Source organism: Mesorhizobium sp. Primo-A (genome assembly GCF_003997175.1).
Taxonomy (GTDB): Bacteria; Pseudomonadota; Alphaproteobacteria; order Rhizobiales; family Rhizobiaceae; genus Mesorhizobium; species Mesorhizobium ciceri.
In genome coordinates, this window is sequence record NZ_RZTG01000002.1 from 470,499 (window position 1) to 494,881 (window position 24,383).

Annotated in this window: 19 protein-coding genes and 1 tRNA gene; 14 read left to right on the plus strand and 6 right to left on the minus strand. The window is 63.2% G+C overall.

Annotated elements, in window-relative coordinates; all coding sequences use genetic code 11:
* Nucleotides 1–26 precede the first annotated feature (26 nt).
* Complete coding sequence (ggt, locus tag EOC83_RS04990; protein ID WP_063170036.1) at nucleotides 27–1,766, plus strand: gamma-glutamyltransferase; 1,740 nt, start codon at nucleotides 27–29, stop codon at nucleotides 1,764–1,766.
* A gap of 86 nt (nucleotides 1,767–1,852) precedes the next feature.
* Here ggt and EOC83_RS04995 read toward each other — a convergent pair whose 3' ends face one another.
* Entirely contained in the window at nucleotides 1,853–2,200 is a 348-nt protein-coding gene (locus tag EOC83_RS04995) for a hypothetical protein (protein ID WP_032808338.1), read from the minus strand.
* Nucleotides 2,201–2,704: 504 nt separating this feature from the next.
* On the opposite strand from EOC83_RS04995, the gene EOC83_RS05000 reads away from it, so the two are divergent.
* The 3 genes from EOC83_RS05000 to EOC83_RS05010 are packed head-to-tail and all read left to right on the plus strand — an operon-like array spanning nucleotide 2,705 to nucleotide 6,542.
* Nucleotides 2,705–3,580 (plus strand): ABC transporter substrate-binding protein, encoded by an 876-nt coding sequence (locus EOC83_RS05000; protein WP_024503125.1) that lies wholly within the window; start codon nucleotides 2,705–2,707, stop codon nucleotides 3,578–3,580.
* Complete coding sequence (gene fhuB / locus EOC83_RS05005) at nucleotides 3,573–5,621, plus strand: Fe(3+)-hydroxamate ABC transporter permease FhuB (RefSeq protein WP_082826648.1); 2,049 nt, start codon at nucleotides 3,573–3,575, stop codon at nucleotides 5,619–5,621. The genes EOC83_RS05000 and fhuB overlap by 8 nt, the downstream gene beginning before the upstream one ends.
* A gap of 21 nt (nucleotides 5,622–5,642) precedes the next feature.
* Nucleotides 5,643–6,542 carry an alpha/beta hydrolase-fold protein gene (locus tag EOC83_RS05010; protein WP_063170037.1) on the plus strand — a complete coding sequence of 300 codons (900 nt, stop codon included), beginning with the start codon at nucleotides 5,643–5,645 and terminating at the stop codon, nucleotides 6,540–6,542.
* Between the two features lie 26 nt (nucleotides 6,543–6,568).
* On the opposite strand, the gene EOC83_RS05015 is transcribed toward EOC83_RS05010, so the two are convergent.
* From EOC83_RS05015 to EOC83_RS05030, 4 genes are all read right to left on the minus strand, one after another.
* Nucleotides 6,569–6,907 (minus strand): hypothetical protein, encoded by a 339-nt coding sequence (locus EOC83_RS05015; RefSeq protein ID WP_013533590.1) that lies wholly within the window; start codon nucleotides 6,905–6,907, stop codon nucleotides 6,569–6,571.
* Nucleotides 6,908–7,285: 378 nt separating this feature from the next.
* Entirely contained in the window at nucleotides 7,286–7,726 is a 441-nt protein-coding gene (locus EOC83_RS05020) for a hypothetical protein (RefSeq protein ID WP_013533589.1), read from the minus strand.
* 155 nt (nucleotides 7,727–7,881) lie between these two features.
* Nucleotides 7,882–7,957: transfer RNA gene (locus EOC83_RS05025), tRNA-Phe, on the minus strand.
* Between the two features lie 320 nt (nucleotides 7,958–8,277).
* Nucleotides 8,278–9,171, minus strand: a complete 894-nt coding sequence (locus EOC83_RS05030) for a helix-turn-helix domain-containing protein (RefSeq protein WP_024504770.1) — start codon at nucleotides 9,169–9,171, stop codon at nucleotides 8,278–8,280.
* A gap of 85 nt (nucleotides 9,172–9,256) precedes the next feature.
* Between EOC83_RS05030 and EOC83_RS05035 the strand changes: the two genes are divergently transcribed.
* From EOC83_RS05035 to EOC83_RS05055, 5 genes are all read left to right on the plus strand, one after another.
* The gene (locus EOC83_RS05035) at nucleotides 9,257–10,528 is read left to right on the plus strand and encodes an extracellular solute-binding protein (protein ID WP_063170038.1); all 1,272 of its coding nucleotides are present in this window, start codon (nucleotides 9,257–9,259) and stop codon (nucleotides 10,526–10,528) included.
* 207 nt (nucleotides 10,529–10,735) lie between these two features.
* Nucleotides 10,736–11,596, plus strand: coding sequence for a sugar ABC transporter permease (locus EOC83_RS05040; protein ID WP_013530184.1), 861 nt, complete (start codon nucleotides 10,736–10,738; stop codon nucleotides 11,594–11,596).
* Entirely contained in the window at nucleotides 11,593–12,429 is an 837-nt protein-coding gene (locus EOC83_RS05045) for a carbohydrate ABC transporter permease (protein ID WP_013530185.1), read from the plus strand. Before EOC83_RS05040 ends, EOC83_RS05045 begins: the two co-directional genes overlap by 4 nt.
* Before the next feature lie 8 nt (nucleotides 12,430–12,437).
* Nucleotides 12,438–13,532, plus strand: a complete 1,095-nt coding sequence (ugpC, locus tag EOC83_RS05050; RefSeq protein ID WP_024504772.1) for a sn-glycerol-3-phosphate ABC transporter ATP-binding protein UgpC — start codon at nucleotides 12,438–12,440, stop codon at nucleotides 13,530–13,532.
* A 35-nt stretch (nucleotides 13,533–13,567) separates the two neighbouring features.
* Complete coding sequence (locus EOC83_RS05055; protein ID WP_063170039.1) at nucleotides 13,568–15,595, plus strand: aldo/keto reductase; 2,028 nt, start codon at nucleotides 13,568–13,570, stop codon at nucleotides 15,593–15,595.
* Nucleotides 15,596–15,622: 27 nt separating this feature from the next.
* Here EOC83_RS05055 and EOC83_RS05060 read toward each other — a convergent pair whose 3' ends face one another.
* Entirely contained in the window at nucleotides 15,623–16,498 is an 876-nt protein-coding gene (locus tag EOC83_RS05060) for an AraC family transcriptional regulator (protein ID WP_082826649.1), read from the minus strand.
* 247 nt (nucleotides 16,499–16,745) lie between these two features.
* Here EOC83_RS05060 and EOC83_RS05065 point away from each other — a divergent pair, with 247 nt between their 5' ends.
* The 5 genes from EOC83_RS05065 (at nucleotide 16,746) to EOC83_RS05085 (ending at nucleotide 24,382) form a co-directional block, all read left to right on the plus strand.
* Complete coding sequence (locus tag EOC83_RS05065; protein WP_063170465.1) at nucleotides 16,746–18,212, plus strand: alpha-glucosidase/alpha-galactosidase; 1,467 nt, start codon at nucleotides 16,746–16,748, stop codon at nucleotides 18,210–18,212.
* A gap of 148 nt (nucleotides 18,213–18,360) precedes the next feature.
* Nucleotides 18,361–20,445, plus strand: a complete 2,085-nt coding sequence (locus EOC83_RS05070; protein WP_063170040.1) for an ABC transporter substrate-binding protein — start codon at nucleotides 18,361–18,363, stop codon at nucleotides 20,443–20,445.
* 111 nt (nucleotides 20,446–20,556) lie between these two features.
* Entirely contained in the window at nucleotides 20,557–21,564 is a 1,008-nt protein-coding gene (locus EOC83_RS05075; RefSeq protein ID WP_063170041.1) for an ABC transporter permease, read from the plus strand.
* Nucleotide 21,565: 1 nt separating this feature from the next.
* Nucleotides 21,566–22,705 carry an ABC transporter permease gene (locus EOC83_RS05080; protein WP_063170042.1) on the plus strand — a complete coding sequence of 380 codons (1,140 nt, stop codon included), beginning with the start codon at nucleotides 21,566–21,568 and terminating at the stop codon, nucleotides 22,703–22,705.
* A gap of 9 nt (nucleotides 22,706–22,714) precedes the next feature.
* Nucleotides 22,715–24,382, plus strand: coding sequence for an ABC transporter ATP-binding protein (locus EOC83_RS05085; RefSeq protein WP_063170043.1), 1,668 nt, complete (start codon nucleotides 22,715–22,717; stop codon nucleotides 24,380–24,382).
* Nucleotide 24,383 lies beyond the last annotated feature (1 nt).

Below are 24,383 nucleotides of genomic sequence, written 5' to 3' on the forward strand. Positions count from 1 at the left end.
GGCATCCCCCCGCCCGGAGAACCGCCATGCCTCTCAACCGTCGGACACTGATCGCCGCCAGTCTTTCCATCACCTTTGTCCTGGCGCCGTTGACGAGTGTCTTCGCCGCCTCGCCGGCGCCGGCCAAGGGCGAGCACGGCATGGTGGTGACGGCCCAGCATCTGGCGTCCGAAGTCGGCATCGAGGTGTTGAAGAAGGGCGGCAATGCTGTCGACGCGGCGGTTGCCGTCGGCTATGCGCTCGCCGTCGTCTACCCCAATGCCGGCAATATCGGCGGCGGCGGCTTCATGACCATCCGCTTCAAGGACGGCAAATCGACCTTTCTCGATTTCCGCGAGCGGGCGCCGCTGGCGGCGACAAAAACCATGTATCTCGACAAGGACGGCAACCCGGTGAAGGGCGCCAGCCTCGACGGCTATCTCGCCGTCGGCGTACCGGGCTCTGTGGCTGGCTTCGAGATGGCCCGTGAAAAATACGGCAAATTGTCCCGCCAGGATCTGATGGCGCCGGCAATCGGCTACGCCAAGGACGGGTTCATCCTCAACCAGGGCGACGCTGCCTCGTTTGCCGGCAGTGCCGACAGGCTGGCGAAGGACCCCGCGGCCGCCGCCATATTCCTGAAACCCGACGGCAAGCCCTATGGCATCGGCGAGCGGCTGGTCCAGCCCGACCTCGCCGCCTCGCTCGCCGCCATTTCCGAAAAGGGTACGGATGCCTTCTATAAAGGCGCCATCGCTGACGCCATCATCAAGGCGAGCGGCGCCAAGGGCGGCATTCTCGCCAAGCCGGATTTCGAGCAATATGCGGTGCGTGAGCTCAAGCCCGTGACCTGTACCTATCGCGGCTACGAGATCACCTCCTCGCCGCCGCCCAGCTCCGGCGGCATCATCATCTGCGAAATCCTCAACGTGCTGGAGGGCTACCCGCTGTCCTATCTCGGCGCAGGTTCCGCCGAGACGGTCCACGTCATGGTCGAGGCGATGCGCTACGCCTATGTCGACCGCAATTCAGCGCTTGGCGATCCTGATTTCGTCGATAACCCGGTCTCGAAACTGCTTGATAAGGCCTATGCCAAGGATATCCGCGACAAGATCGACCCGTTCCGGGCCGGCGTGTCGCAGGATTTGATGCCGAAGGGCTTTGGCGAGAGCAAGGAGACGACGCATTATTCGATCATCGACGATGCGGGCAATGCGGTCGCGGTCACCTACACGTTGAACGGTTCCTTTGGAGCCGGCGTCGTCGCCGACGGCACCGGCATCCTGCTCAACAACGAAATGGACGATTTCACCCAGAAACCCGGCGTGCCCAACCTCTATGGCCTGGTCCAGGGGGAGGCCAACGCCATCCAGCCGAAGAAGACGCCGCTGTCGTCGATGAGCCCGACCGTGGTCGCCAAGGACGGCAAGCCGTTCATGGTCATCGGCAGCCCCGGTGGTTCGCGCATCATCACCATCACGCTGGAAGCGATCGTCAATGTCATCGACCACGGCATGAACATCCAGGAGGCGATCGACGCGCCGCGCATCCACCATCAATGGCTGCCCGACAAGGTGTATGTCGAGCCGTTCGGCCTGTCGCCGGACACAGAAAAGCTGCTGGCCGGCATGGGATATCACCTCGATCTCGCCGACCAGACCTGGGGTCAGGCCGCCGGCATCCTGGTCGGCGGCAAGAGCCTGGCGGAAATCGAGAAAGGCGGCGGCGCGCGCTACAACGGCGCCATCGACAGCCGCGCGGCCTCTGGCGAGGCGCTCGGATACTGACAGCTCGGAGGAAAAGCTTGGAGCAGCGTGGCGATTCGGGTTGATCGCCCGCTGCTCAAGTGGATCGGCTCACACCGACTTGACCGTCACAAGACCAGCGTGAGGGTGGACGCAACCAGCATCAAGGCGGCAATGCCGACGAACAGCGCATAGATGCGCGGCCGGTCGAGCAGCAGCGCATTTCCGGAGATCCAGGCGGATGTGGCGCCGCCAAGCGCGAAGAGGAAGCCGTTGCGGTGCCCGAAGACCATCGATGCGGCCATCAGCCCGCCGATGATCAGCGCACCGAACACGATGATCACGGCAACGGCATATCTCTCGAAATCATTGCCGCTTCCCATGCTCGGGCCGATTGCGTTCAAGGTTGGCAGGTCGTCCGGATCGAAAGGGTTCGTCGACCCGTATTCGTCTTGACCGGCAGGCTCTCGCATCATTCGTTCTCCGTATAGCGGCAACAAATCATCAAGCCTTGCCGAGTGCAACCCGATCACGCTGCCTTGATGCGTTCGACCGGTCCTTGACGTCTTCAGGTGGCGGCTTGCTGCCGGCTTTTGGTTCTTGGCCGTCTTTGGTCTCTCAGGCAATCCAGGAAACGGCTGCCCAAAGGCGACCGTAGCTCCCTCTATCATGGAATGCATTCGTGGAGGAAAAATGATGCGGGGCGCGGATTGGGCTTCGCAAACCGTGATTCGGACGGTGACGTCGCACAGGGTTGTTGTACGGGCGAATCGCCTTGCGGCCAGTGGGCGTCTGCGCTTGGCATGCGGTTGCGTGAAAGTTGACTGGGCAGGCATCTTAAATGTTGACTAGTATACTCATGTTTCATAGTCACCGGGCAGTGGTCACTGGAGACCAACCCCCGAAAAGCAGGGCCGGCCGCATTGCAGAGAGACCAAGAGCCCCAGTCGAGAGCCGCGCCCGATCATTTGCGCAGCCGAATGACCCGGCGCCAGGCGCTCGGGCTTTTTTCGCTGCCGTTCGCCGGCATGAGGTCCTCCACGGCTGAAGCCCGTCCGTTGCGCATCGTCTGCCTGGATGACGGGTTGACCGAGACCTTGCTCATGCTCGGTGTCAGCCCGGTCGCCATTGCCGATCGGGAGGTCTGGGAGAAATGGGTGGTCGAGCCGCGGCTGCCGCCCGACGTCGCCGATCTCGGCACGCTGCTCGAGCCCAATCTCGAATTCCTGCAGCAGCTCAGGCCCGACATCATCCTGTCCATGCCGTATCTCGAGGGCATCAAGCCGCTGCTCGAACGCGTGGCTCCAGTGACGACGATCGGGCTCTATACCGAGGCCGGGCAACCCTATCGGCGCGCGCTCGAGGCGACGCGCCAGCTCGCCGGGCTTGTCGGCAAGGAAAGCGAAGGCGAGGCGCTGATCGCGGCGACAGACGCGTATCTTTTGGAGGTTCGCCAGCAACTGGCGCCGCTTTCGGCACGGCCGATCTATGTCGTCAGCTTCCTGGACCCCCGCAATGTGCGCGTCTACGGCGCAAAGAGCCTGTTTCAGGAGGTGTTCGACCGCATCGGGCTCAGCAACGCGTGGACGGCCGAGACCAACTATTGGGGGTTTTCGACCGTCGGCATCGACGGGCTGGCGACATCCAGCGATGCGCGCCTCGCCTATCTCGAACCCTTGCCTGAGGGCGCCGGCGGCACGCTGACCGAAAGTCCGGTCTGGAATGCCATGCCCTTCGTGCGCAACCGCTCGATCATGCGCCTTCCTGCCGTCCTGATGTTTGGCGCGCTTCCATCCGCGAGCCGTTTTGCTCGGGTCCTGGCATCGGCGATGACCGCGGAGGCCGCCCATGGCTGAGGATGCTGCCATTGCCCAAAGGGGGAAGCCTGCGTCGGCCGGCCGGGCCCCCGTGTGGAGCTTTTCCAGCAATCAGCCGGTAGGCGCGATCCTGCTTTGCGCGGTGCTGCTCGCGGCTGCGGCAGCGGCAACCGTCTCGAACCTCACCGTGCAACTGCCATCGGCGCTCTGGCTCCAATCGCTCGCCGCTCCCGACATCGCTGACATGCGGCAGGTGCTCGTCCACTATGCCTTCCTGCCCCGTCTTGCGATCAGCCTTTTGTGCGGTGCGGCGCTCGGGCTTGCCGGAACTGTCCTGCAGCAGGTTCTGCGCAACCCGCTCGCCTCGCCTGAAACCGTTGGCGTCTCGGCCGGCGCCTATCTGGCGCTGGCACTGGCGACGCTTCTGTCACCGTCCCTGCTTGCCTTCGGCCGCGAATGGGTGGCGCTGGCCGGCGCATTTATGGCCCTTGCCGCCGTCATCGCTCTGTCCTGGCACAAGGGCCTGTCGCCGCTTTCGGTGGTGCTGGCGGGGCTTGTGGTCAGCCTCTATGCCGGCGCCATCGGTGCCGCTCTCATCGTGCTGCGGCATGAATGGCTGGCCAGCCTGTTCATCTGGGGCGCCGGTTCGCTCGGCCAGCAGGATTGGTCGACGACGCTGTGGCTTTTGCCCCGCATCGGCACTGCTGCGCTTGCGATCTTCTTCATGGTGCGGCCCCTGACCCTGCTTGGCCTCGACGATGAAGGCGCGCGCAGCCTTGGCGTGCCGCTCGGCGCCTATCGCTTCGCCGGACTGGCGGCCGCCGTCGCGCTGATCGCGTTTGTCGTTGCCGCTGTCGGCGTCATCGGCTTCGTCGGCCTGGCCGCGGCGACGCTCGCGCGCATCGGCGGTGGCCGGCGGCTTGGCCAACAACTGGTGATGGCGCCGCTGATCGGCGGCGCGTTGCTGTGGGCCGCCGATCAAGGCGTGCAGATCGCCACCGGGCCGCAAGGCGACCTGCTGCCGACCGGAGCGATCACAGCACTTCTCGGTGCGCCGCTGCTGCTCTGGCTGCTGCCGCGCCTTGCGCTTGGCTCGGAAGCCCCGACCTTGATGGCCGTGCGCCTGCCGCGCGCAAGCCGGCCCGGCCTTGTTCTCATGGCACTCGGCCTGGCTCTGCTTCTGCTGCTCGGGCTGGCCCTGCTCCATGAACCGGGTCCGCATGGCTGGACCTTCGCCTTCGGCGACGAGCTGCAGCCTTTGCTGTCGTGGCGGTGGCCTCGCGTGCTTGCCGCGCTGAGTGCCGGGGCGATGCTGGCGCTTGCCGGGCTGATGATGCAGCGGCTGACCGGCAATCCGATGGCCAGCCCCGAAGTGCTGGGCATCAGTGCCGGTGCCGCCCTTGGCATGATGGTGGCGCTGTTTGCGCTCGTCGATGCCGGGCGCCCGGTTCAGACGGCGGCGGCAACGATCGGGGCCTTCGCCGCTTTGCTGGTGACGCTGGCGATCGGCCGTCGTGCCGCCTATGCGCCGGAGCGGCTGCTGCTTGCCGGCGTTGCCCTGACGGCCTTGTTCGACGCGCTGATCCTGGTGCTCACCGCGACCGGCGATCCTCGCGCCATGCTGCTGCTCAACTGGCTGACCGGTTCGACCTATGGCGTCGATGTCGGTGACGCCCTGCTGACCGGTGGTATCGCGGTCTGCCTCTTCGCGCTCGCGCCTTTCTTCATGCGCTGGCTCGACATCCTGCCGCTCGGCTCCGCCGCCGTTCAGGGCCTTGGCATCAACCTGAAGAGGGCGCGGCTTCTCGTGCTGCTGGCCGTCGCGGCACTCACCGCGGCTTCGACGCTGATCGTCGGTCCGCTGACCTTCATCGGCCTTATGGCGCCGCATCTTGCTCGTCGCCTTGGCCTTTCCCGTGCGCTGCCGCAGGCCATTGGCGCGGTGCTCGCCGGCGCGCTGATCATGGTCGCCGCCGACTGGGTGGGCCGGATCGCCATCTTCCCGCGCCAGATCCCGGCCGGTCTCGTCGCCACGTTGATCGGCGGCCCGGTGCTGATGTGGCTGCTGCGCCGCCGCTGACCGTTTTGCCTGGAGATATCCATGTCCAAGATATCCATGTCCAACGCGACGCCAGCCCTGATCGCCAACACGGCGGTCCACGATCTTGTTCCGGCGCAGGGCGGCGCGCCCTGGCGGATATTCCTGCATGTGCCGTCCGGGCCGGTGCCCGAGGCCGGCTGGCCGGTCCTCTACATGACCGACGGCAACGCCGTCATCGGCACGGCGGTCGACGCCATGCGCGCGCAGGCCTTCTATCCCACGGGCACCAATGTCGGCTGGGGCGTCATCGTCGCCATCGGCTATCCCGTCGACGGCGCCTATGATCCGCTGCGCCGCTCATGGGATCTCGGCCCGCCGCCAGGCAAGACCTACCCGCCCTTCCACGAAGGCACGTCCGAAGTCCGGACCGGTGGGGCAGGGAAATTCCTTGCTTTCATCGAGGATGAGCTGAAGCCGTGGGTCGCCAGCCGGGTCACGGTCGATGCCAGCCGCCAGGCGCTTTACGGCCATTCTTTCGGTGGCCTGTTTGCGCTCTACGCCCTGTTCACGCGGCCTTCTTCCTTTCAGACCTGGATCGCGGCGAGCCCCGCCATCTATTGGGAAGAGCGTGCCATCGACCGCTTTCTCGAAGCCTTCGAGGCCGCCATTCCCGATGGTTTGGCGGCGACCATGATCCTGTCGGCCGGCGAGTACGAGACCGAGAAGCTGGCGCCGTTCCAGATTGGCGCCGAGGACGAGGAAAAGCGCCTGAAGCAGAAAAAGGTGACACGCACCGACGCATTCGCGCGGGCAATGGCGCAGCGTCTTGATGCTCTCCCGGGCGTGCGCGCCAGTTTCGAACTGCATGCCGGCGAGAACCACATGTCGATCCTGCCGGTCACCGTCAATCGCGCGGTGCAGGCGGCGTTTGCGGTGAGGAGGGACACCGCCCTTTGCTGAACGCCGCAGCAAGACGGTCGGCGCTGTCATTCCTGTGAAGGGGAGGCGCTCAATCGGCGGTAGGAGACGCCGCCGAAGTTTGCCGTCACAAAATCCGTGACGGACATCTTGCGCTTGCCTCCGTCGCTGCAGGCGTAAACCGGCCAACCGGCATCGCTGCATTCGCTGGCAGCGCAGATGCGCGCCAGGCAGTTGCCGATAGTCAGCCGGAAGCCGCCCTTGCCGGCGAAGCCTTGCAACAGGCTGCCGTCCGCCGAGCGCCATGTCCGCGCACGGAATTCCGCCCGCAAAAGCAGTGGTTCGAGAGGGACCGCAAGGTTGTTTTCGCCGGCACGCCCTGCGAGCTGCAGACGGAAGCGCGCCATTGCGGTCGCGTATGCAGTCACAAGATCGGCTTGGCGAAAATAGGCGGTTGCCAGGCTTGGGCGGTCAAGCAGATGAGACGTCCACTCGCCTGCCCCTACCGGCCTCACCAAGGCAACAAAGGCAAGAAAGGCGAAGCAAGCTCGTGACATTTCCAGCAGCCATATCTGTCTCGGCGTGCCGGTTTGCCCCCCGGTTGCCCTCCCATAACATCCCGCCAATCGGCGCCCGGCGCAAGCCGCTTGCTAAGGCAGTTCAGAAGGCCGCCGAGCAAGGGATCCTGGAGCCGAAGACGGTGACCCGCATCGACGAACCTGTGCGGGCGATCGCGAGAGGGTGGCGGTGTTTGCGGCAAGGGATCTTGACCAGCCCAGGGTTTCCTAGCCGATGCGAGCCGGCGGCAGCTCGAACAAAGTGGCGCCGTTCTCCCGGCCGCGCTCGACATAGCCGATGACGCCGAACCATCTTGCGACATCCGGCCCCTGGAGCCAACTGCGCGAATGGATGGCGAGGTTGCCGGCGAGCGCCTGGATATGCCTGATATGCCGCTTGCAGAAACGGACGGTCGTGGCCCGGAAGAAGTCCTCCCGTGCGGCGAACAGCGTGTCGGCGGCGTCGCTGTTCTCATGCCAGGCGATGATCGCCACGGCCTTGTCACCCTCGACAAGCGCGTGCGCGCGGCCCTCCTTCAAATTCATCATAAGGTTGTCGTAGGCGATCTTGCTGTCCTTGCCGGCAGCGACGTATTCGTCCGACATTCGCTTGGACAGACCGCGAAAGACATCCTCCAGATCCCCAAGCGTTGCTGCGCGTGCTCTCATTTCACCTCCTGCAGCCCCAACGGGCAGTTTGCCCCAGGGTTGAGGGGTGGCCAAGCAAATTAAATCCGCCGGCGGGCCAATGTGCGCAAAGTGATTCCACTTGGCGATGCAGGCGGCGACGCGACGGGGGGTGCCCAGAACGGACCAGGAGGGGATGGTGCCCAGAGGCGGATTCGAACCACCGACACGCGGATTTTCAGTCCGCTGCTCTACCAACTGAGCTATCTGGGCCTGTTCCGGCAAACGAAAACTCGCAGGCCGGAATTCATCGAGGCGCCGTGGGGCGCCCCTTGAAAGCGCGTGGGTTATAGCACGGGAATTCGGCCTGTCCAGCGCCTAGGTGGCGATTTCAGGCAGGAAAAGCGATGCCGTGCGGCGCCCGGGTTTCCATGCCGCTTGCGGGCCGGAATCGCGCACGGCATGGCACTATCTGGCCTTCTTCACCCTGGTCGGCGTCGTTATTGCAGGCTGAAACGCCGTGACATGTCTTTTAGCCGGCGGTCGAGGCGCAGCAATGCTCGCGGCACTGGGCGCCCGCAAGTCGCCATCGCCTATCTGGCGCCGGTCACGCCGCGCCGAAAATCGGAAGGCGACATGCCGGCGAGCTTGCGGAACGACTTGTTGAAGGCGCTGAGCGAGCCGAAACCCGAATCCATGGCGACACGCAGCACATTGGCGTCCTGATGCATCAAAAGCGCCTGCGCATAGCTCAGCCGCAACAGGTTCACATACTCATTGAGCGTCATGCCGGTGGATTTCTTGAACAGGCTCATGGCGTATTTGGGATGGATGTCGGCGGCCGCGGCGATGTTCACGCAATCGATGTCATAGAGGAAGTTTTCGGCGATGAAATCGCACATGCGTCCGACATTCCGCGACGATTGCTGGTCAAAGGGGCTGCCTGTTTCTTGGTCGGTCGGAGTTGCGGATACCAGCCGATAGGGCTCGAACCGCACTCGCTCCAGCCGCAGCAGCAATTCGTTGACGGCATGTTCGGCCTTGGCCTGGTCGCCGGACCGGGCGTAGCGGTTCCAGCGCTCGAAATTATGGTTGTCGGACTGGTCGGTGGCCGATGTCACCAGTGTTGCGCCCGTCATCAGCCGGTGCCTTATGTCCGTGGGCAGGTGCAGCCGGAAGAAATGCACCAGCGGCAGATGCGCTCCGGCATAGATGGCGTCGTCGGACAAATCGTCCATCTGGTGCGGCAGGCCACCCCAGAACAGGCACATCTCGCCGGCCGAAAGCGAAATCTCGTGGTCGTTCATGCGGTAATGCACGCTGCCGCGCACGATGAAATTAACCTCGACCTGGGCGTGCCAATGCGGCTTGAGCATCACCAACGGATTGGTGTGAAACATCTGCAGGAGCAGCGGCAGGCCTTCCACGCTGCTGGCCCCAGGCTGGTAGAACGGCCGTTCAGGCATCTTACTTTCCGCCAATTTCATATTCCCTTTGACGGCGACAGGCCTTGCCCGGTGCATAGTCTAGCCACGCTCACAGTGAGAGAGCAAATGAAATGGGAGGATTTCAATGCGCATCACAATGACCTGCGCCGCGCTCGCGCTTGCCCTGGGCTCAGCCCCGGCCTTCGCGCAATCCGGCGAAATCACCATCTGGAGCTGGAATGTCGCGGCTTCATCGCTGAAAGCGACCATTGCCGGCTTCAACAAGCAATTTCCCGACGTCAAGGTCACGGTCCAGGATCTCGGCAACCAGCCGACTTACGACAAGTCGATCGCCGGCTGCGCCGCCGGCGGCGTCGGGCTGCCTGATGTCGTCACCATCGAGAACGGCGAGGCCGAGAATTACTGGAGCCAGTTCCCCGACTGCTTCGTCGACCTGCATACGCTCGGTTACACAGCCGACGACCAGAAAAAATTCCCCGATTTCAAGCGCACCGAGTTGGAAGTGGGCGACAAGGCCTACGCGATGCCGTGGGATTCCGGCCCGGTGGCCGCCTTTTATCGCCGCGACTTCTACGAAAAGGCCGGCGTCGATCCGGCTTCGATCAAGACCTGGGACGATTTCATCGCCGCCGGCAAGAAAATCCAGGCCGCCAATCCTGGCGTCTCGATGACCAATGCCGATTTCAATGGCGACTCGGAATTCTTCCGCATGATCTCCAACGAACAGGGCTGCGCCTATTTCTCCGAGGACGGACAATCGATCACGGTCAACCAGCCCAAATGCATCGATGCCATGACCAAGGTCAAGGAGATGAAGGACGCCGGCATCATCTCGTCGGCCGACTGGGGCACCAAGATCACCAACAACACCGCCGGCACCGTCGCCACCCAGATCTATGGCGGCTGGTATGAGGGCACCATTCGCACCGAATCTGCCGGCGAAAACGGCAAATGGGGCGTCTATCTGATGCCGAGCCTCACCGCCGACGGGCCGCGCGCCGCCAATCTCGGCGGGTCCTCGCTGGCCATCACCTCGGCTTCCAAGAACAAGGAGGCTGCCTACGCCTATCTGAAATACACGCTCGGAACCAATGAAGGCCAGATCACGATGCTGAAGGAGTTCGGCCTGGTACCGTCCCTGGTCTCGGCACTCGACGATCCCTATGTCGCACAAGGCCTGTCTTACTGGGGCGGCCAGGCGGTATGGAAGGACATTCTCGGCACCTTGCCGAAGGTTGTTCCGAGCCGCGGCACGCAGTTCCAGAGCGACGCCGAAATCATCGTCCGCGCCGTGCAGACCAAGTATCTGGCCGGCGGCTATCCTGACGCCAAGGCGGCGCTCGACGATGCCGCAAGCCAGATCGCGGCGGCGACCGGACTGCCCGTCAAATCTTGATCACCGCTTCTCCTTCTCCCCTTGTGGGAGAAGGTGGATCGGCGCGATAGCGCCGAGACGGATGACGGGTGCTCCAGCGGAGTGAGACGTTTGCGTTCTCTGGAACACCCCCTCATCCGTCGCCTTCGGCGACACCTTCTCCCACAAGGGGAGAAGGGAAGACCCAGGCGACGGCGTGAAACAACAAGCGGTAGAAGGAGGAGCAAGATGCGCAATCGTAACGCCACGGCCTATCGCTTCCTCACGCCCTATCTGCTGATCTTCGCGATCTTCTGGGTGTGGCCGATCATCAGCTCCTTCATGATCTCCTTCCAGGCAACGCGCACCGTGCCGTGGCGGTTCGCGCCGAGCTTCAACTGGGGCCGGTTGATCGGCGATCCGGCCTTCTTCAACGCCCTGAAGAACACGCTGCTCATCCTGGTCATCCAGGTGCCGGTGATGATCTCGCTGGCGCTCGTCATGGCGGTGCTTTTGAACTCGCCGCTCTTGAAGGCGCGTGGCCTCTACCGCTTCGCCTTCTTCGCCCCGGTCGTGGTCGGCGAGGTTGCCTATTCGGCGGTGTTCCGGCTGATGTTCAACCTCGATTTCGGCATCATCAACAAGCTCCTGAACAGCGTCGGCCTGCCCAAGATCGACTGGTTCTCCAACGTCACGCCGGCGATGGCGCTGATCATGATCGCGGTGACCTGGCGCTGGGCCGGTTACAACGCCATCATCCTGCTCGCCGGCATGCAGTCCATTCCCGAAGACGTCTACGAGGCGGCGACGCTCGACCGCGTCAGCAAGCTCAAGCAGTTCTTCTACATCACCCTGCCGCTGCTGAAGCCGGTCATCGTGTTCTGTCTCGTGCTGTCGATCATCGGCACCATGCAGCTGTTCACCGAGCCCTTCCTGATCACCGAGCGCGGCGGGCCGGGCGGCGGCACGGAGACGCTTGGCCTGCTGCTTTACCGCCAGGGCTTTCGGTCGCTCAACTTCGGCTACGCCTCGGCCGTCGCCTACACCATGGCCGGGCTGGCGATCGCCATCACGCTGGCGCAGCTGTGGCTGACGAGGGAACCGAAATGAGTTCGCGCTCCTCCGCCAGGCTGGGACGCAGCATCGCTCTGCATCTGTTCCTGACGCCGCTGGCGCTGATCTGGCTGTTTCCGCTGTGGATGATGGTGGTGTTCTCGACCATGCCCGACAACGGCATCTTCAGCCCCGGCATCGAGCTTTTGCCGCACGGCAATTTCATCGACAATTTCAACAATCTGCAGCGTGACACGAACTTCGTCGGCGCCATCGGCATTTCGGTCTCGGTGGCGGTGACCTACACCATCCTGTCGGTGCTGCTGACGTCGATGGCCGGCTGGGCGCTGGCCCGATACCAGTTCTTCGGCAAGGGCGCGGTCGTCGCCATCATACTGGGCACCATAACGCTGCCCTATGCGGTCGTGCTGATCCCGCAGTTCATCATGGTGGCGCGCGACTTCAAGCTCGCCAACACCTGGGTGGCGCTGATCGTTCCGCCGCTGTTCAATTCGCTCGGCGTGCTGTTCATGCGGCAGAGTTTTTCGATGATGCCGGACGACCTCTTCGATGCGGCGCGCGTCGAGGGCGTGAAGGAGTGGCGCATCTTCCTCTTTGTCGCGCTGCCTTTGGCGCGGCCGATGCTGGCCGCACTCGCCATCATCCTGTTCCTCGCCTCCTGGAACAATTATCTGTGGCCGCTTTTGATCAACAGCCAGCCTGGTTCGATGACGGCGCCGGTGGCGCTCGGCACGCTGATCGGCCTCACCAAGGTGTCATGGGGCGGCATCATGGCGGGCGCTGTAATGCTGACGGTGCCGATGCTGGTCGTCTTCGTGCTGCTGCAGCGCCATTTCATCGCCGGCATTGCCGCCGGCGCGGTCAAGTAAGGGGCAGCATGGCAACGGTCACGCTCACCAATGTCGTCAAGCGCTTCGGCGTCTTCGAGGTCGTCCATGGCGCCAGCATGGACATCAAGGACGGCGAGTTCGTCGTCTTCGTCGGCCCCTCCGGCTGCGGAAAATCGACGCTGCTCAGGATGATCGCCGGGCTCGAGGACATCAGCGGCGGCGAAATCGCCATCGGCGGCAAGGTGGTCAATGATGTCGAGGCGGCCGACCGCGGCATCGCCATGGTGTTCCAGTCCTACGCGCTGTATCCGCATATGAGCGTCGAACAGAACCTCTCTTTCGGCCTGCGCATGACCGGCAATCCAAAAGCCGACACCGAACGGCGGGTGAAGCGGGCGTCCGAGATCCTGCGCATCAGCGAATTGATGGACAGGCGCCCGAAAAAACTCTCAGGCGGCCAGCGCCAGCGCGTCGCCATCGGCCGCGCCATCGTACGCGAACCGCAGGTGTTTCTGTTCGATGAGCCGCTCTCCAATCTCGACGCCGAATTGCGCGTCCAGATGCGCGTCGAGATCTCCCGGCTCCATAAGGAACTGGGCACGACAATGATCTATGTCACCCACGACCAGACCGAGGCGATGACGCTCGCCGACAGGATCGTCGTGATGCGCGCCGGCCATATCGAGCAGATCGGCCGGCCACTCGATCTCTACGACAACCCCGACAATCAGTTCGTCGCCGGCTTTGTCGGCTCGCCGAAGATGAATTTCATCAAAGGCCGGGTTGTCGGGCACGATGCACCTGGCGTCGTGGTCGAACTGGCGGGCCAGGAGAAGACCCGCATCACGCTACCGCTGACTGGCACTGCGCCCGAAATAGGCAGCCCAAAAATCGGCAGCAAGGTCATTGTCGGTGTGCGGCCCGAACATTTCGGCAATGCCGGAGAAGGCGACGCCGACCTTGTGGTTGCCATCGACGTGATCGAGCACCTGGGCGGCACAAGTTTCCTCTATGCCAGAACGGCCAACGGTGACGACGTGGTGATCCAGCGCGACGCGGCAAAGGTCCCCGACACGTCCGAGATCACCGTTTCCATCCGCAAATCCTACCTGTTCGACGAAAAAGGACTGCGGCTGCGCTGACCGCCAGCCCTTTCCAGCCTTCAAGGAGAATGACAATGACCGCAACCACGCCCATTCGCTGGGGCATTCTCGGCCCGGGCAGCATCGCCCAGTCCTTTGCCGGTGGCGTGGCCGCTTCGGACACCGGCAAGCTGGTCGCCATCGGCGCACGCAATCCCGCCAAGCCGGGGCTTGCCGAGCGTTTTCCCGGTGCCCGTATCCTCGACGGCTACGACGCGCTGCTCGCCGACCCCGACATCGACGCCGTCTACATTTCGATACCGCATCCAGGCCATGCGCAATGGGCGATCAAGGCGGCCGAGGCCGGAAAGCATGTGCTGTGCGAAAAGCCGCTGGCGCTGACCGCCTTCGAGGCCGACGCCATGATGCATGCTGCGCGCAAGGCCGGCACATTCCTCGGCGAAGCCTTCATGTACCGGTTGCACCCGCAGACCAAGAAGCTGGTGGAGCTGATCAGGTCCGGCGTCATCGGCGAGATCAGGATGATCAAGTCGAGCTTCGGTTTCGCCATGCCGGGCTTCATGCCGCAGCACCGGCTCTATGCCAACGATCTCGCCGGCGGCGGTATTCTCGATGTCGGCGGCTATCCCGTCTCGATGGTCCGGCTGATTGCCGGTGCGGCCGTCGGAAAGCCCTTCAGCGAGCCAGACAAGGTGGTCGGCACCGCCCATCTGGGCCAGTCCGGCGTCGACGAATGGGCCTCCGCGCTGCTGCATTTCCCCGGCGGCATTGTCGCCGAAGTCTCCTGCAGCATCTCGCTCAACCAGGACAATGTGCTGCGCATCCTGGGCACAAGGGGCCGCATCGAAGTGCCGGACTTCTGGTTCGCCGGCGGCAACCGCGATGTCGGTCTCGGCCGGATAGACGTCATCGCCTCCGATGGTACGCGCCAGACCATCAGCGTCGACGAGAAGCGCCATGTCTATTCCTTCGAGGTCGACGCAGCCGGCGAGGCGATCCGCGCCGGCGGCCAAGAATTCGCCTGGCCGGGCATGGCGTGGGCGGAAAGCCTCGGCACCTTGCGTGTGCTGGACAAATGGCGGACGGCAGCCGGCCTCGAATACGGGATCGAGAAGGCCGAGCAGCGCACCAACACCATCTCCGGCCGGCCGCTACGGTCCGGCGGCACGGCGGTCGCCAAGCGCACCATTCCTGGCCTGTCGAAACCGGCATCGGTGGTGGCGCTCGGCTTCGAGGATTTCCGTACGTTTTCCTCAGGTTCGATCCTGCTCGATGCCTTTTTCGAGGCCGGCGGCAATCTCTTCGATACCGGCTATGTCTATGGCGGCGGCTATACCGAGAAGCTGCTTGGCGAATGGTTGAAAAACCGTGGCGTGCGCGCGCAATCGGTGGTCATCGCCAAGGGCGCGCACTCGCCGCTGTGCTATCCTGATGTGATCGGCAAGCAGCTCGACCAGACGCTCGAACGCCTGCAGACCGATCATGTCGATGTCTACTTCATGCACCGCGACAATCCGGATGTGCCGGTCGGCGAATTCGTCGATGCGATGGATCGCGAGGTCAAGGCCGGCCGCATCCGCGGCCCGTTCGGCGGTTCGAACTGGACGATGGAACGCATGGATGAGGCAATTGCCTACGCCGAACGCACCGGCAAGCAAAAGCCCGGTGCGCTGTCCAACAATTTCTCGCTGGCCGAAATGCTGGAGCCGATCTGGGCTGGCTGCGTCACGTCCTCCACGGATGCGTGGAAGGCCTGGCTGACATCCAGGAAGATGCCGAATTTCGCCTGGTCGAGCCAAGGGCGCGGCTTCTTCACCGATCGGGCGGGTCGCGACAAGCAAGACAATGAGGAGCTGGTGCGGGTCTGGTACTCCGAGCGGAATTTCGGCCGCCGCGACCGGGCGATCGAACTTGCCGCGAGACTGGGCAAGAGCCCGATCCATATTGCGCTGGCCTATGTGCTCGCTCAGCCCTTCCCCTCCATCCCGCTGATCGGGCCACGCACGCTGGATGAACTGGACGACAGCCTGCGCGCTCTCGACATCACGCTTTCGCAAGCCGATCTCGAATGGCTGGACGGCGGCAGCCTGCGCGCTGCCTAGTTGGCTGCCTGTTTAACCGTGGCGGCGTCAGGTCTCGTCATCGAACGCCCTGACGCCGCGCCTGGCCGGAGTCCGCAAATTCGCGTACATGCCTGTGGTGCGGAATTGGCTCGGTGTGATGCCGTAGCAGCGGCGGAAGACCTTTGAAAAATAGTTCGCTTCCTCGAAGCCGCACAGGATGGCGACCTCCTTCACCGGCAAAAAATCCGCTTTGGTCAGCAGCTTCGCCGCGCGTTGCAGGCGCTGCTGCAGCACGAACTCGGCCGGAGGCAGGCCTTCGCTCTCGGCGAAACAGCGTGAGAAATGGGCTCGGCTGAGGCCGCTGATCTGGACCAGGTCCGCCACCGGCAGCGGCTTGTCGAGATTGGCGTTGATGTGATCGATGACCGGCTGCATGGCGCTTAGTTTTTCGGCGAAGGCATGGGAACCGAAGACATCGTCATAGAGCGCCATCGCAGCCTCGTAGGCTATCGCGGAAGCAGCACCCGGCGAAGCGGCGCCTTTGATCAGGCGCAGGCTGCAATCGGCAAGATGATCGATTGTCGCCGGCTGCAGCCGAAATACAGGACCCGAGACGCTGAGGATCGACTTGTGGATGCGCAGCGCTTCCTCGCCGTTCATCGAAATCCAGAAATATTCCCAGCGCTCATCTCCAGCCAGCCAGTAACGGTGGTTGTGCGGCACCAGCACCAGCAATGTGTCGTTCTTCTGCAAGCGGTAGTTGCGGTTTTCGTAGCGCAGCCGGCCAGTCCCGCTGATCGTGTGCTGGAGCACGGTGAACGGTGTCTGACCGCGCTTGCGGCCGTCCCAGTCGTAGATTTCGTCCTCGCGCACTTCGTAGCCCGTGCTCGTCGGCATGGCGTGCAGGCGCTGGCGGCCGCGCGGCAGCGAGATCGTGCGCATGGACTGTCCGTGTTCTATCAAATCATGCAGCACAAAATTACCCCTGAAAGCATAATCCTTCTCTGGTCGCGCTCGCGAATAAGCGCATAATCCCCATCGAAAAGCGAGAGAGATCCGCAGTCAAGGAGCGGACAGGGAGGTTGGCGAGCCGGATTCCGGCTTGTCCTGCATACATGTCGCGGCATGTGGCTAGAGCCTCCCATTGTCATTCCTTGCCTGCAATTCGAAATGGAATGAGGTGCGGCTGATGAGTTTCAAAATCGCTATCATCGGTGCCGGCAGCGTCGGCTTCACCAAGAAATTGTTCACCGACATCCTGTGCGTGCCCGAATTCAAGGACATCGAATTCGCGCTGACCGACGTCAGCGAGCACAATCTTCAGATGATCAAGGCGATCCTCGACAGGATCGTCCAGGCAAACAGGTTGCCGACCACGGTGACGGCGACCACCGACCGCCGCAAGGCGCTCGAAGGCGCTCGCTACGTCATCAGCTGCGTGCGGGTCGGCGGCCTCGAAGCCTACGCCGACGATATCCGCATTCCCTTGAAATACGGCATCGACCAGTGCGTCGGCGATACGATCTGTGCCGGCGGCATTCTCTATGGCCAGCGCAACATTCCGGTGATCCTGGATTTCTGCAAGGACATACGCGAGGTCGCCGAGACGAACGTCAAATTCCTGAACTACGCCAACCCGATGGCGATGAACACCTGGGCGGCGATCGAATACGGCAAGGTCGACACTGTCGGGCTCTGTCACGGCGTCCAGCACGGCGCCGAGCAGATCGCCGAGGTGCTTGGCGCGAAGTCCACGCAGGAGCTCGACTATGTCTGTTCCGGCATCAACCACCAGACCTGGTTCATCGATCTGCGCCTCAACGGCCGCCCCATTGGCAAGGATGAACTGGTGGCCGCTTTCGAGGCGCATCCGGTCTATTCCAGGCAGGAGAAGCTGCGCATCGACGTCCTGAAGCGCTTCGGCGTCTATTCGACCGAAAGCAACGGTCATCTTTCCGAATATCTGCCCTGGTACCGCAAACGTCCCGACGAGATCACGCGCTGGATCGATATGTCCGACTGGATTCACGGCGAGACCGGCGGCTATCTCCGCTACTCCACCGAAACCCGCAACTGGTTCGAGACGGAATATCCGCAGTTCCTCGAAGCGGCGTCCAAGCCGATCGACCGCGAGAAACGCTCCAACGAGCATGCCAGCCACATATTGGAGGCGCTGGAGACCAACCGCGTCTATCGCGGCCACTTCAACGTCAAGAACAATGGGGTGATCACCAACCTGCCGCACGATGCCATCATCGAGTCGCCGGGCTTCGTCGACCGTTTCGGCATCAACATGGCCGCCGGCATCACGTTGCCGGAGGCTTGCGCCGCCACCTGCATCGCTTCGATCAACGTCCAGCGCATGTCGGTGCATGCCGCGATATCGGGCGACATCGATCTTCTGAAGCTCGCCGTGCTGCATGACCCGTTGGTCGGCGCGGTTTCGACGCCGGAGGAGGTCTGGCAGATGGTCGACGAAATGGTCGTCGCCCAGGCAGCCTGGCTGCCGCAATACGCCCATGCGGTTCCGGCCGCCAGGGAGCGGCTGTCGACATCCAAGGTGAAGACCCGCGAGTGGGCGGGCGCCGCACGGCGCAGCATTCGCTCGATCGAGGAATTGCGCGCCGAAAAAGCCGCGCTGAAGCAAGCCGGCTGAAACGGGCCGGCTGAAACGGGCCGGCTGGAAATTCATGCGGTGATGGTGGATCCATGGGAGGCGGATCCACTGCCACGAAGCCGTTTGAATTCGAGGAGAGGCGGAGCGGGTGCAAACGCTCCGGACCAACAAGAGGGAGAGAGAGACAGTGAGGAATTTACGCAATATCGGCCTTGCTGCCGGACTGGCGCTGAGCGTCTCGGTCTCGGCACTCAGTGCATACGCTTCCGAGCCGACGGTTCCGCCGGCGCCGACACCGTTTCCCGCCGAAGGCAAGATCAATTATGTCGCGCGCGACTCCATTCTGGAGTTCAAGGCGCTTCCCGAATATCACGAGCCCGACTGGGTCACCGAGAAATACGTCAAGACCGGCAAGCTTCCGCCGGTGAGAGACAGGCTGCCGAAGGAGCCGCTGGTCTTCAAGACGGGCAATATGCAAGACGGCATCGGCGTCTATGGCGATACGATGCGCCACGTCATCGGAGGGCGGCCGGAAGGCTGGAACTACGGCGCCGGTCAGACGCAAGGCTGGGGCGGCATCGACATCGGCCTCTCCGAATGCCTGACGCGCACCGCCCCGCTGTTCCAGGTCGAGGCCAAGGACACCGAGCCGCTGCCGAACCTGGCCAGGAGCTGGGATTGGTCGAGCGATGGCCACAAGCTGACCATGCACCTCATCGAAGGCGCGAAGTGGTCGGACGGCGTGCCGTTCAATGCCGACGACGTCATGTTCTACTGGGACGACGAGGTCGTCGATCCCAACGTCTCGCCGCTGAACGGCGCCACGCCGGAAACCTTCGGCGTCGGCACGACGTTGAAGAAGATCGACGACTACACCGTCGAATGGACCTTCAAGGACGCCTTCCCGAAGCAGTACCTGTATGCCATGGCCTACGGCACCTTCTGTCCTGGTCCCGCGCACATCCTGAAGCCGCAGCATCCGAAATATTCGAAGAACACCTATGACCAGTTCAAAAATGCCTTCCCGCCGGAATTCATGAACATGCCGGTGATGGGCGGCTGGGTCCCGGTCGAATACCGGCCGGACGACATCATCGTCATGCGCCGAAATCCCTATTACTGGAAGGTCGACGAAAAGGGCAATCAACTGCCCTATCTCAACGAACTGCACTACAAGCTGTCGACCTGGGCCGATCGCGACGTCCAGGCGGTGGCCGGCGCGGCTGATTTTTCCAATCTGGAGCAGCCGGAAAACTTCGTCGCCTCGCTGAAGCGTGCGGCGGAGGCGAACGCGCCTGCCCGTCTTGCTTTCGGCCCGCGGCTCATCGGCTACAATCTGCGCTTTAATTTTTCCGCCAATGGCTGGGGCAATCCGGACGAACGCGGCCAGGCGATCCGCGAGCTGAACCGCAACGAGGATTTCCGCAAGGCCGTCACCATGGCGCTCGACCGCAAGGCGCTCGGCGACTCGCTGGTCAAGGGGCCGTTCACCGCCATCTATCCCGGCGGCTTGTCGTCAGGAACCAGCTTCTACGACCGCAATTCGACGGTCTACTACCCCTTCGACCTCGATGGCGCCAAGGCTGAACTCGCCAAGGCCGGCCTCAAGGATACGGACGGCGACGGCTTCGTGAATTTCCCTTCCGGCACCGCCGGCGGCAAGAATGTCGAGATCGTGATGCTGGTCAACAACGACTACACGACCGACAAAAGCCTTGCCGAAGGCGTCGTCGCCCAGATGGAAAAGCTCGGGCTGCGGGTCGTGCTCAACGGCCTCAACGGCACCCAGCGGGACGCTTCGCAATACTCCGGCCGCTTCGATTGGCTGGTCCGGCGCAACGAACAGGAACTGACCTCGGTGGTGCAGAACACCGTGCAGCTTGCCCCTGTCGGCCCGCGCACCAGCTGGGACCATCGTGCGCCGGAAAATGGCGAGGTCGATGTGATGCCGTTCGAAAAGGACCTCGTCGACATCGTCAACAAGTTCGTCTCCACGCAGGACAATGACCAGCGCGCCAGCTTGATGAAACAATTCCAGAAGATCTCGACGGAGCACGTCTACAATGTCGGCCTGACGGAATATCCCGGCGCGCTGATCGTCAATAAGCGATTCTCGAACATTCCGCAGGGCACGCCGATCTTCATGTTCAACTGGGCCGAGGATTCGATCATCCGCGAACGGGTATTTGTCGCCGCAGACAAGCAGGCGAAATATGAATTGTTCCCCGATGAGCTGCCCGGCAAACCCGGAGAGAAGGGGCTGATGAATTAGGTTTACCTCCCTGACTGAGAGACCTCCGGCCGCGCCGCTGGCGCGGCCGGACAAACCAACCTCCGGACGCAACCAAGGGCGCGATCGGCGAGACAAGGAAATGAACCGTCCATGCTGCGATTCCTGCTCACGCGCATAGCGTCGGCAATCCCGGTCCTCGCCATCTTGAGCCTGGCCACCTTTGCCATCATCCAGGCGCCGCCGGGTGACTATGCCGACTACATCCGCTCGCAGGCGATCAACCAGGGTGGAGCTTCCTTTGCCGAGGCCGACGCGCAGGCAAAGGCCTATCGCATCGAGCATGGCCTCGATAAGCCGCTGCCCGTGCAGTATCTCAACTGGATCGTCGGCATCGTCACCCGCGGCGATTTCGGCTACAGCCTGTACTACAACAAACCGGTCGCCGATGTGGTCGGAGAGCGCCTGCCGCGCACGCTCCTTCTGGCGCTGGTCTGCCATCTGCTGGCCTCGGTGCTGGGCATCACATTCGGCATATGGGCGGCGACAAGGCAATACACCTGGATCGACTCGACACTGTCGGCCATCTCCTTCCTCGGCATGACGGTGCCGCGCTTCCTGATGGCGCTGATCATCGTCTATCTCCTGGTCTTCCAGTTCAACGTGTCTGAGATCGGCTCATTCTTCTCGCCGCAATATGGTGGTGCGCCGTGGTCGTGGGCCAAATTCGTCGACCTCGACAAACATGTCTGGCCGGTGGTGGCGATCGCCACTTTCGGCGGCCTCGCCTACAATATGCGCGTCATGCGCGGCAATCTGCTCGATACGCTGAACGCGCAATATGTCGAGACGGCAAGGGCCAAGGGGCTGACGGGTGCTGCCGTCGTCATGCGCCACGCCGTGCCCAACGCGCTGCATCCGCTCATCATGTATCAGGGCGTGGTGCTGCCCTATATGCTGACCGGCGAGATCGAGACGGCGATCATCTTCGCACTGCCGACCGTCGGCCCGGCGATCGTCGGCTCCATGGCTGTCGGCGACGTCTATGTCACCGCCACCTTCATGATGGTCCTGTCGGCGACGCTCATCGTCGGCAACATCATCGCCGACATGCTGCTCGTGCTGCTCGATCCGCGCGTGCGCCAGTTCGGGGAGCGTTGAGATGCTGGCGCGCGATCCATCCCCTCCACCGCTGCCTGCCGAAGGGCCCATCGTCGCCGAACCGGCGCATGGCAACGAAAGCTACATGGCGCTTGTCTGGCGCCGGCTGAAGCGCTCCTGGACCGGCATGGCCGGGCTCTGGCTCGTCGTGCTGCTGCTGGTGATGGCCGTATTCGCCGAATTCATCGCGCCAATGGACCCGAAGGTCACGGATGTCGGCTTCGCTCCGCCGCAGGTGCCAAGCTTCCATGACAGAGACGGCGGTTTCACCGCACGGCCGAGGGTCTATGCGCTGGCCGATTCGGCGGACCTCGATCCGGTCACTTTCCAGCCCGTCGTCGGCCCCGACTATGATCATCCTAGGCTGCTCGGTTTCTTCGTGCATGGCGCGCCCTACAAGCTGTTTGGGCTGCTGCCGGCGGACCGGCATCTGTTCGGCTCGCTGGACGGCCAGCCGGTGCATTTCCTAGGCACCGACAAGTTCGGCCGTGACGTGCTGTCGCGCGCCATCCACGGCTCGCGCGTCTCGCTGATGATCGCCCTGACGGTCGTCTTCATCATCACCGTCATCGGCACCACCGTCGGCATGGTTTCCGGCTATTTCGGCGGCAGGTTCGATGTCTGGATGCAGCGCTTCGTCGAACTGGTGCTCGCCTTCCCGCAGCTGCCGCTCTATCTGGCGCTGACGACACTGATCCCGGTCACCGCTCCCACCAACGTCTTCCTCGCTTTCGTCATCATCGTCATGTCGGCCTTGGGCTGGGCGCAGATGTCGCGCGAAGTGCGCGGCAAGACGCTGGCGCTGGCGCGGATCGAGTATGTGCGCGCCGCCATGGCGGTCGGCGCCACCGACCGGCGCATCATCATGCAGCACATCTTCCCCAATGTGATGAGCCATGTGATCGTCGCCGTGACGCTGGCGATCCCGACCGTGGTGCTGCTCGAATCCTTCCTCGGTTTCCTCGGCTTCGCCGTCAAGCCGCCGCTGATCTCGTGGGGCCTGATGCTTCAGGACACCGCGACCTATTCCGTCATCGGCACCTATCCCTGGATCCTGTCGCCGGTCGGTTTTGTGCTGGTCACCGTCTTTGCCTTCAACGCGCTGGGCGACGGCCTGCGCGACGCCGTCGACCCTTATTGAGGTGCTGAGATGTCCGTCGCGCTCGCCGAATCCTTCGCACCGATCGTCCGTCACGACCATGATGGACGCCAGGACCAGCCGATCATCGATGCCCGCAACGTCGCCGTGGCCTTCAAGGTGGAGCATGGCGTCGTCGAAGCGGTCAAGGACATCTCGTTCCAGCTCTATCGCGGCGAGACGATCGCCATCGTCGGCGAATCCGGTTCGGGCAAGTCGGTGACGGCGCGCACCGTCATGGGCCTGCTGTCACGGCGCGCCACGGTGTCGCCCGGCTCGAGCGTCTGTTATGACGGGCAAAACATCCTGAAATTTCCCGAGAGCGCCCGGCGCAAGCTGCGCGGCAACCGCATCTCGATGATCTTCCAGGAGCCGATGAGTTCGCTCAACCCGATCTATACGGTCGGCAGCCAGATCGTCGAGGCGATCCGGGTGCATCGTAAGGTCAGCCGCAAACAGGCTTGGGCGCGAGCGCTCGAACTTCTGCAGCACGTGCAGATTCCCGATCCTGCCGCGCGGCTCAGACAATACCCGCATCAGCTCTCGGGCGGGCAACGCCAGCGGGTGATGATCGCCATGGCGCTGGCCAACAATCCCGACGTGCTGATCGCCGATGAGCCGACCACGGCGCTCGATGTCACCGTCCAGGCGCAGATCCTGAACCTGATCCGCAGCCTGCAGAAAGAGCTGCGCATGGCGGTGATCCTGATCACCCACGACCTCACCGTGGTGCGCCAGTTCTCCGACTACGTCTATGTCATGCAGCATGGCGAAATGTGCGAGCACAACGCCACCGAACGGCTGTTCGGCGATCCGCGGCATCCCTATACGAGGCGGCTGCTGGCTTCAGAGCCGCACGGGCAGCCGAAGCCGCTGCCGGAGGGTTGTGGCACCATTCTCGAGGCCAGCGGCGTGCGCGTCTCATTCATGCTGCGCCACGGCACCTTTCTGAAACCCGACTGGCGCGAATTGGTCGCCGTCGACGATCTCAGCCTGAAACTCTGTCGTCATGAGACGCTGGGGCTGGTCGGCGAGTCCGGCTCCGGCAAGACCACCTTCGGCCAGGCCCTGCTCCGGTTGATCGACGCCAAGCGCGGCGAGATCCGTTTCGACGGCAAGCCGATCCACGGCCTGTCGCGGGCCGAGATGCGGCCGTTGCGCTCGCGCATGCAGATCGTCTTCCAGGATCCGTTCTCCTCGCTCAACCCGCGCATGACGATCGGCCAGATCATCGAGGAAGGGCTGATCGTCAACAGCATAGGGGCGACGCGGCGCGAGCGGGTCGAACGGGTGCGCGACGCGCTGGTCAGCGCCGGCATGCCGGGCGATATTCTGTCGCGGTTTCCGCACGAATTCTCCGGCGGCCAGCGACAACGGATCGCGATCGCCCGCGCCATAGCGCTCGAACCAGAATTCATCCTGCTCGACGAGCCGACATCGGCGCTGGACCTCTCCGTCCAGGCGCAGATCATCGACCTCCTGCGCAAGCTGCAGGACGAGCGCGGCCTCAGCTACCTCTTCATCTCGCACGACCTCAAGGTGGTGCGCGCGCTATGCCATCGCGTGATCGTCATGCAGAACGGCAAGATCGTCGAGCAGGGCCCCGTCGACGACGTCCTGTCCAATCCCAAGACCGCTTACACCGAACGGCTCGTCAGGGCCGCTTTCGATGTGGCCTGAA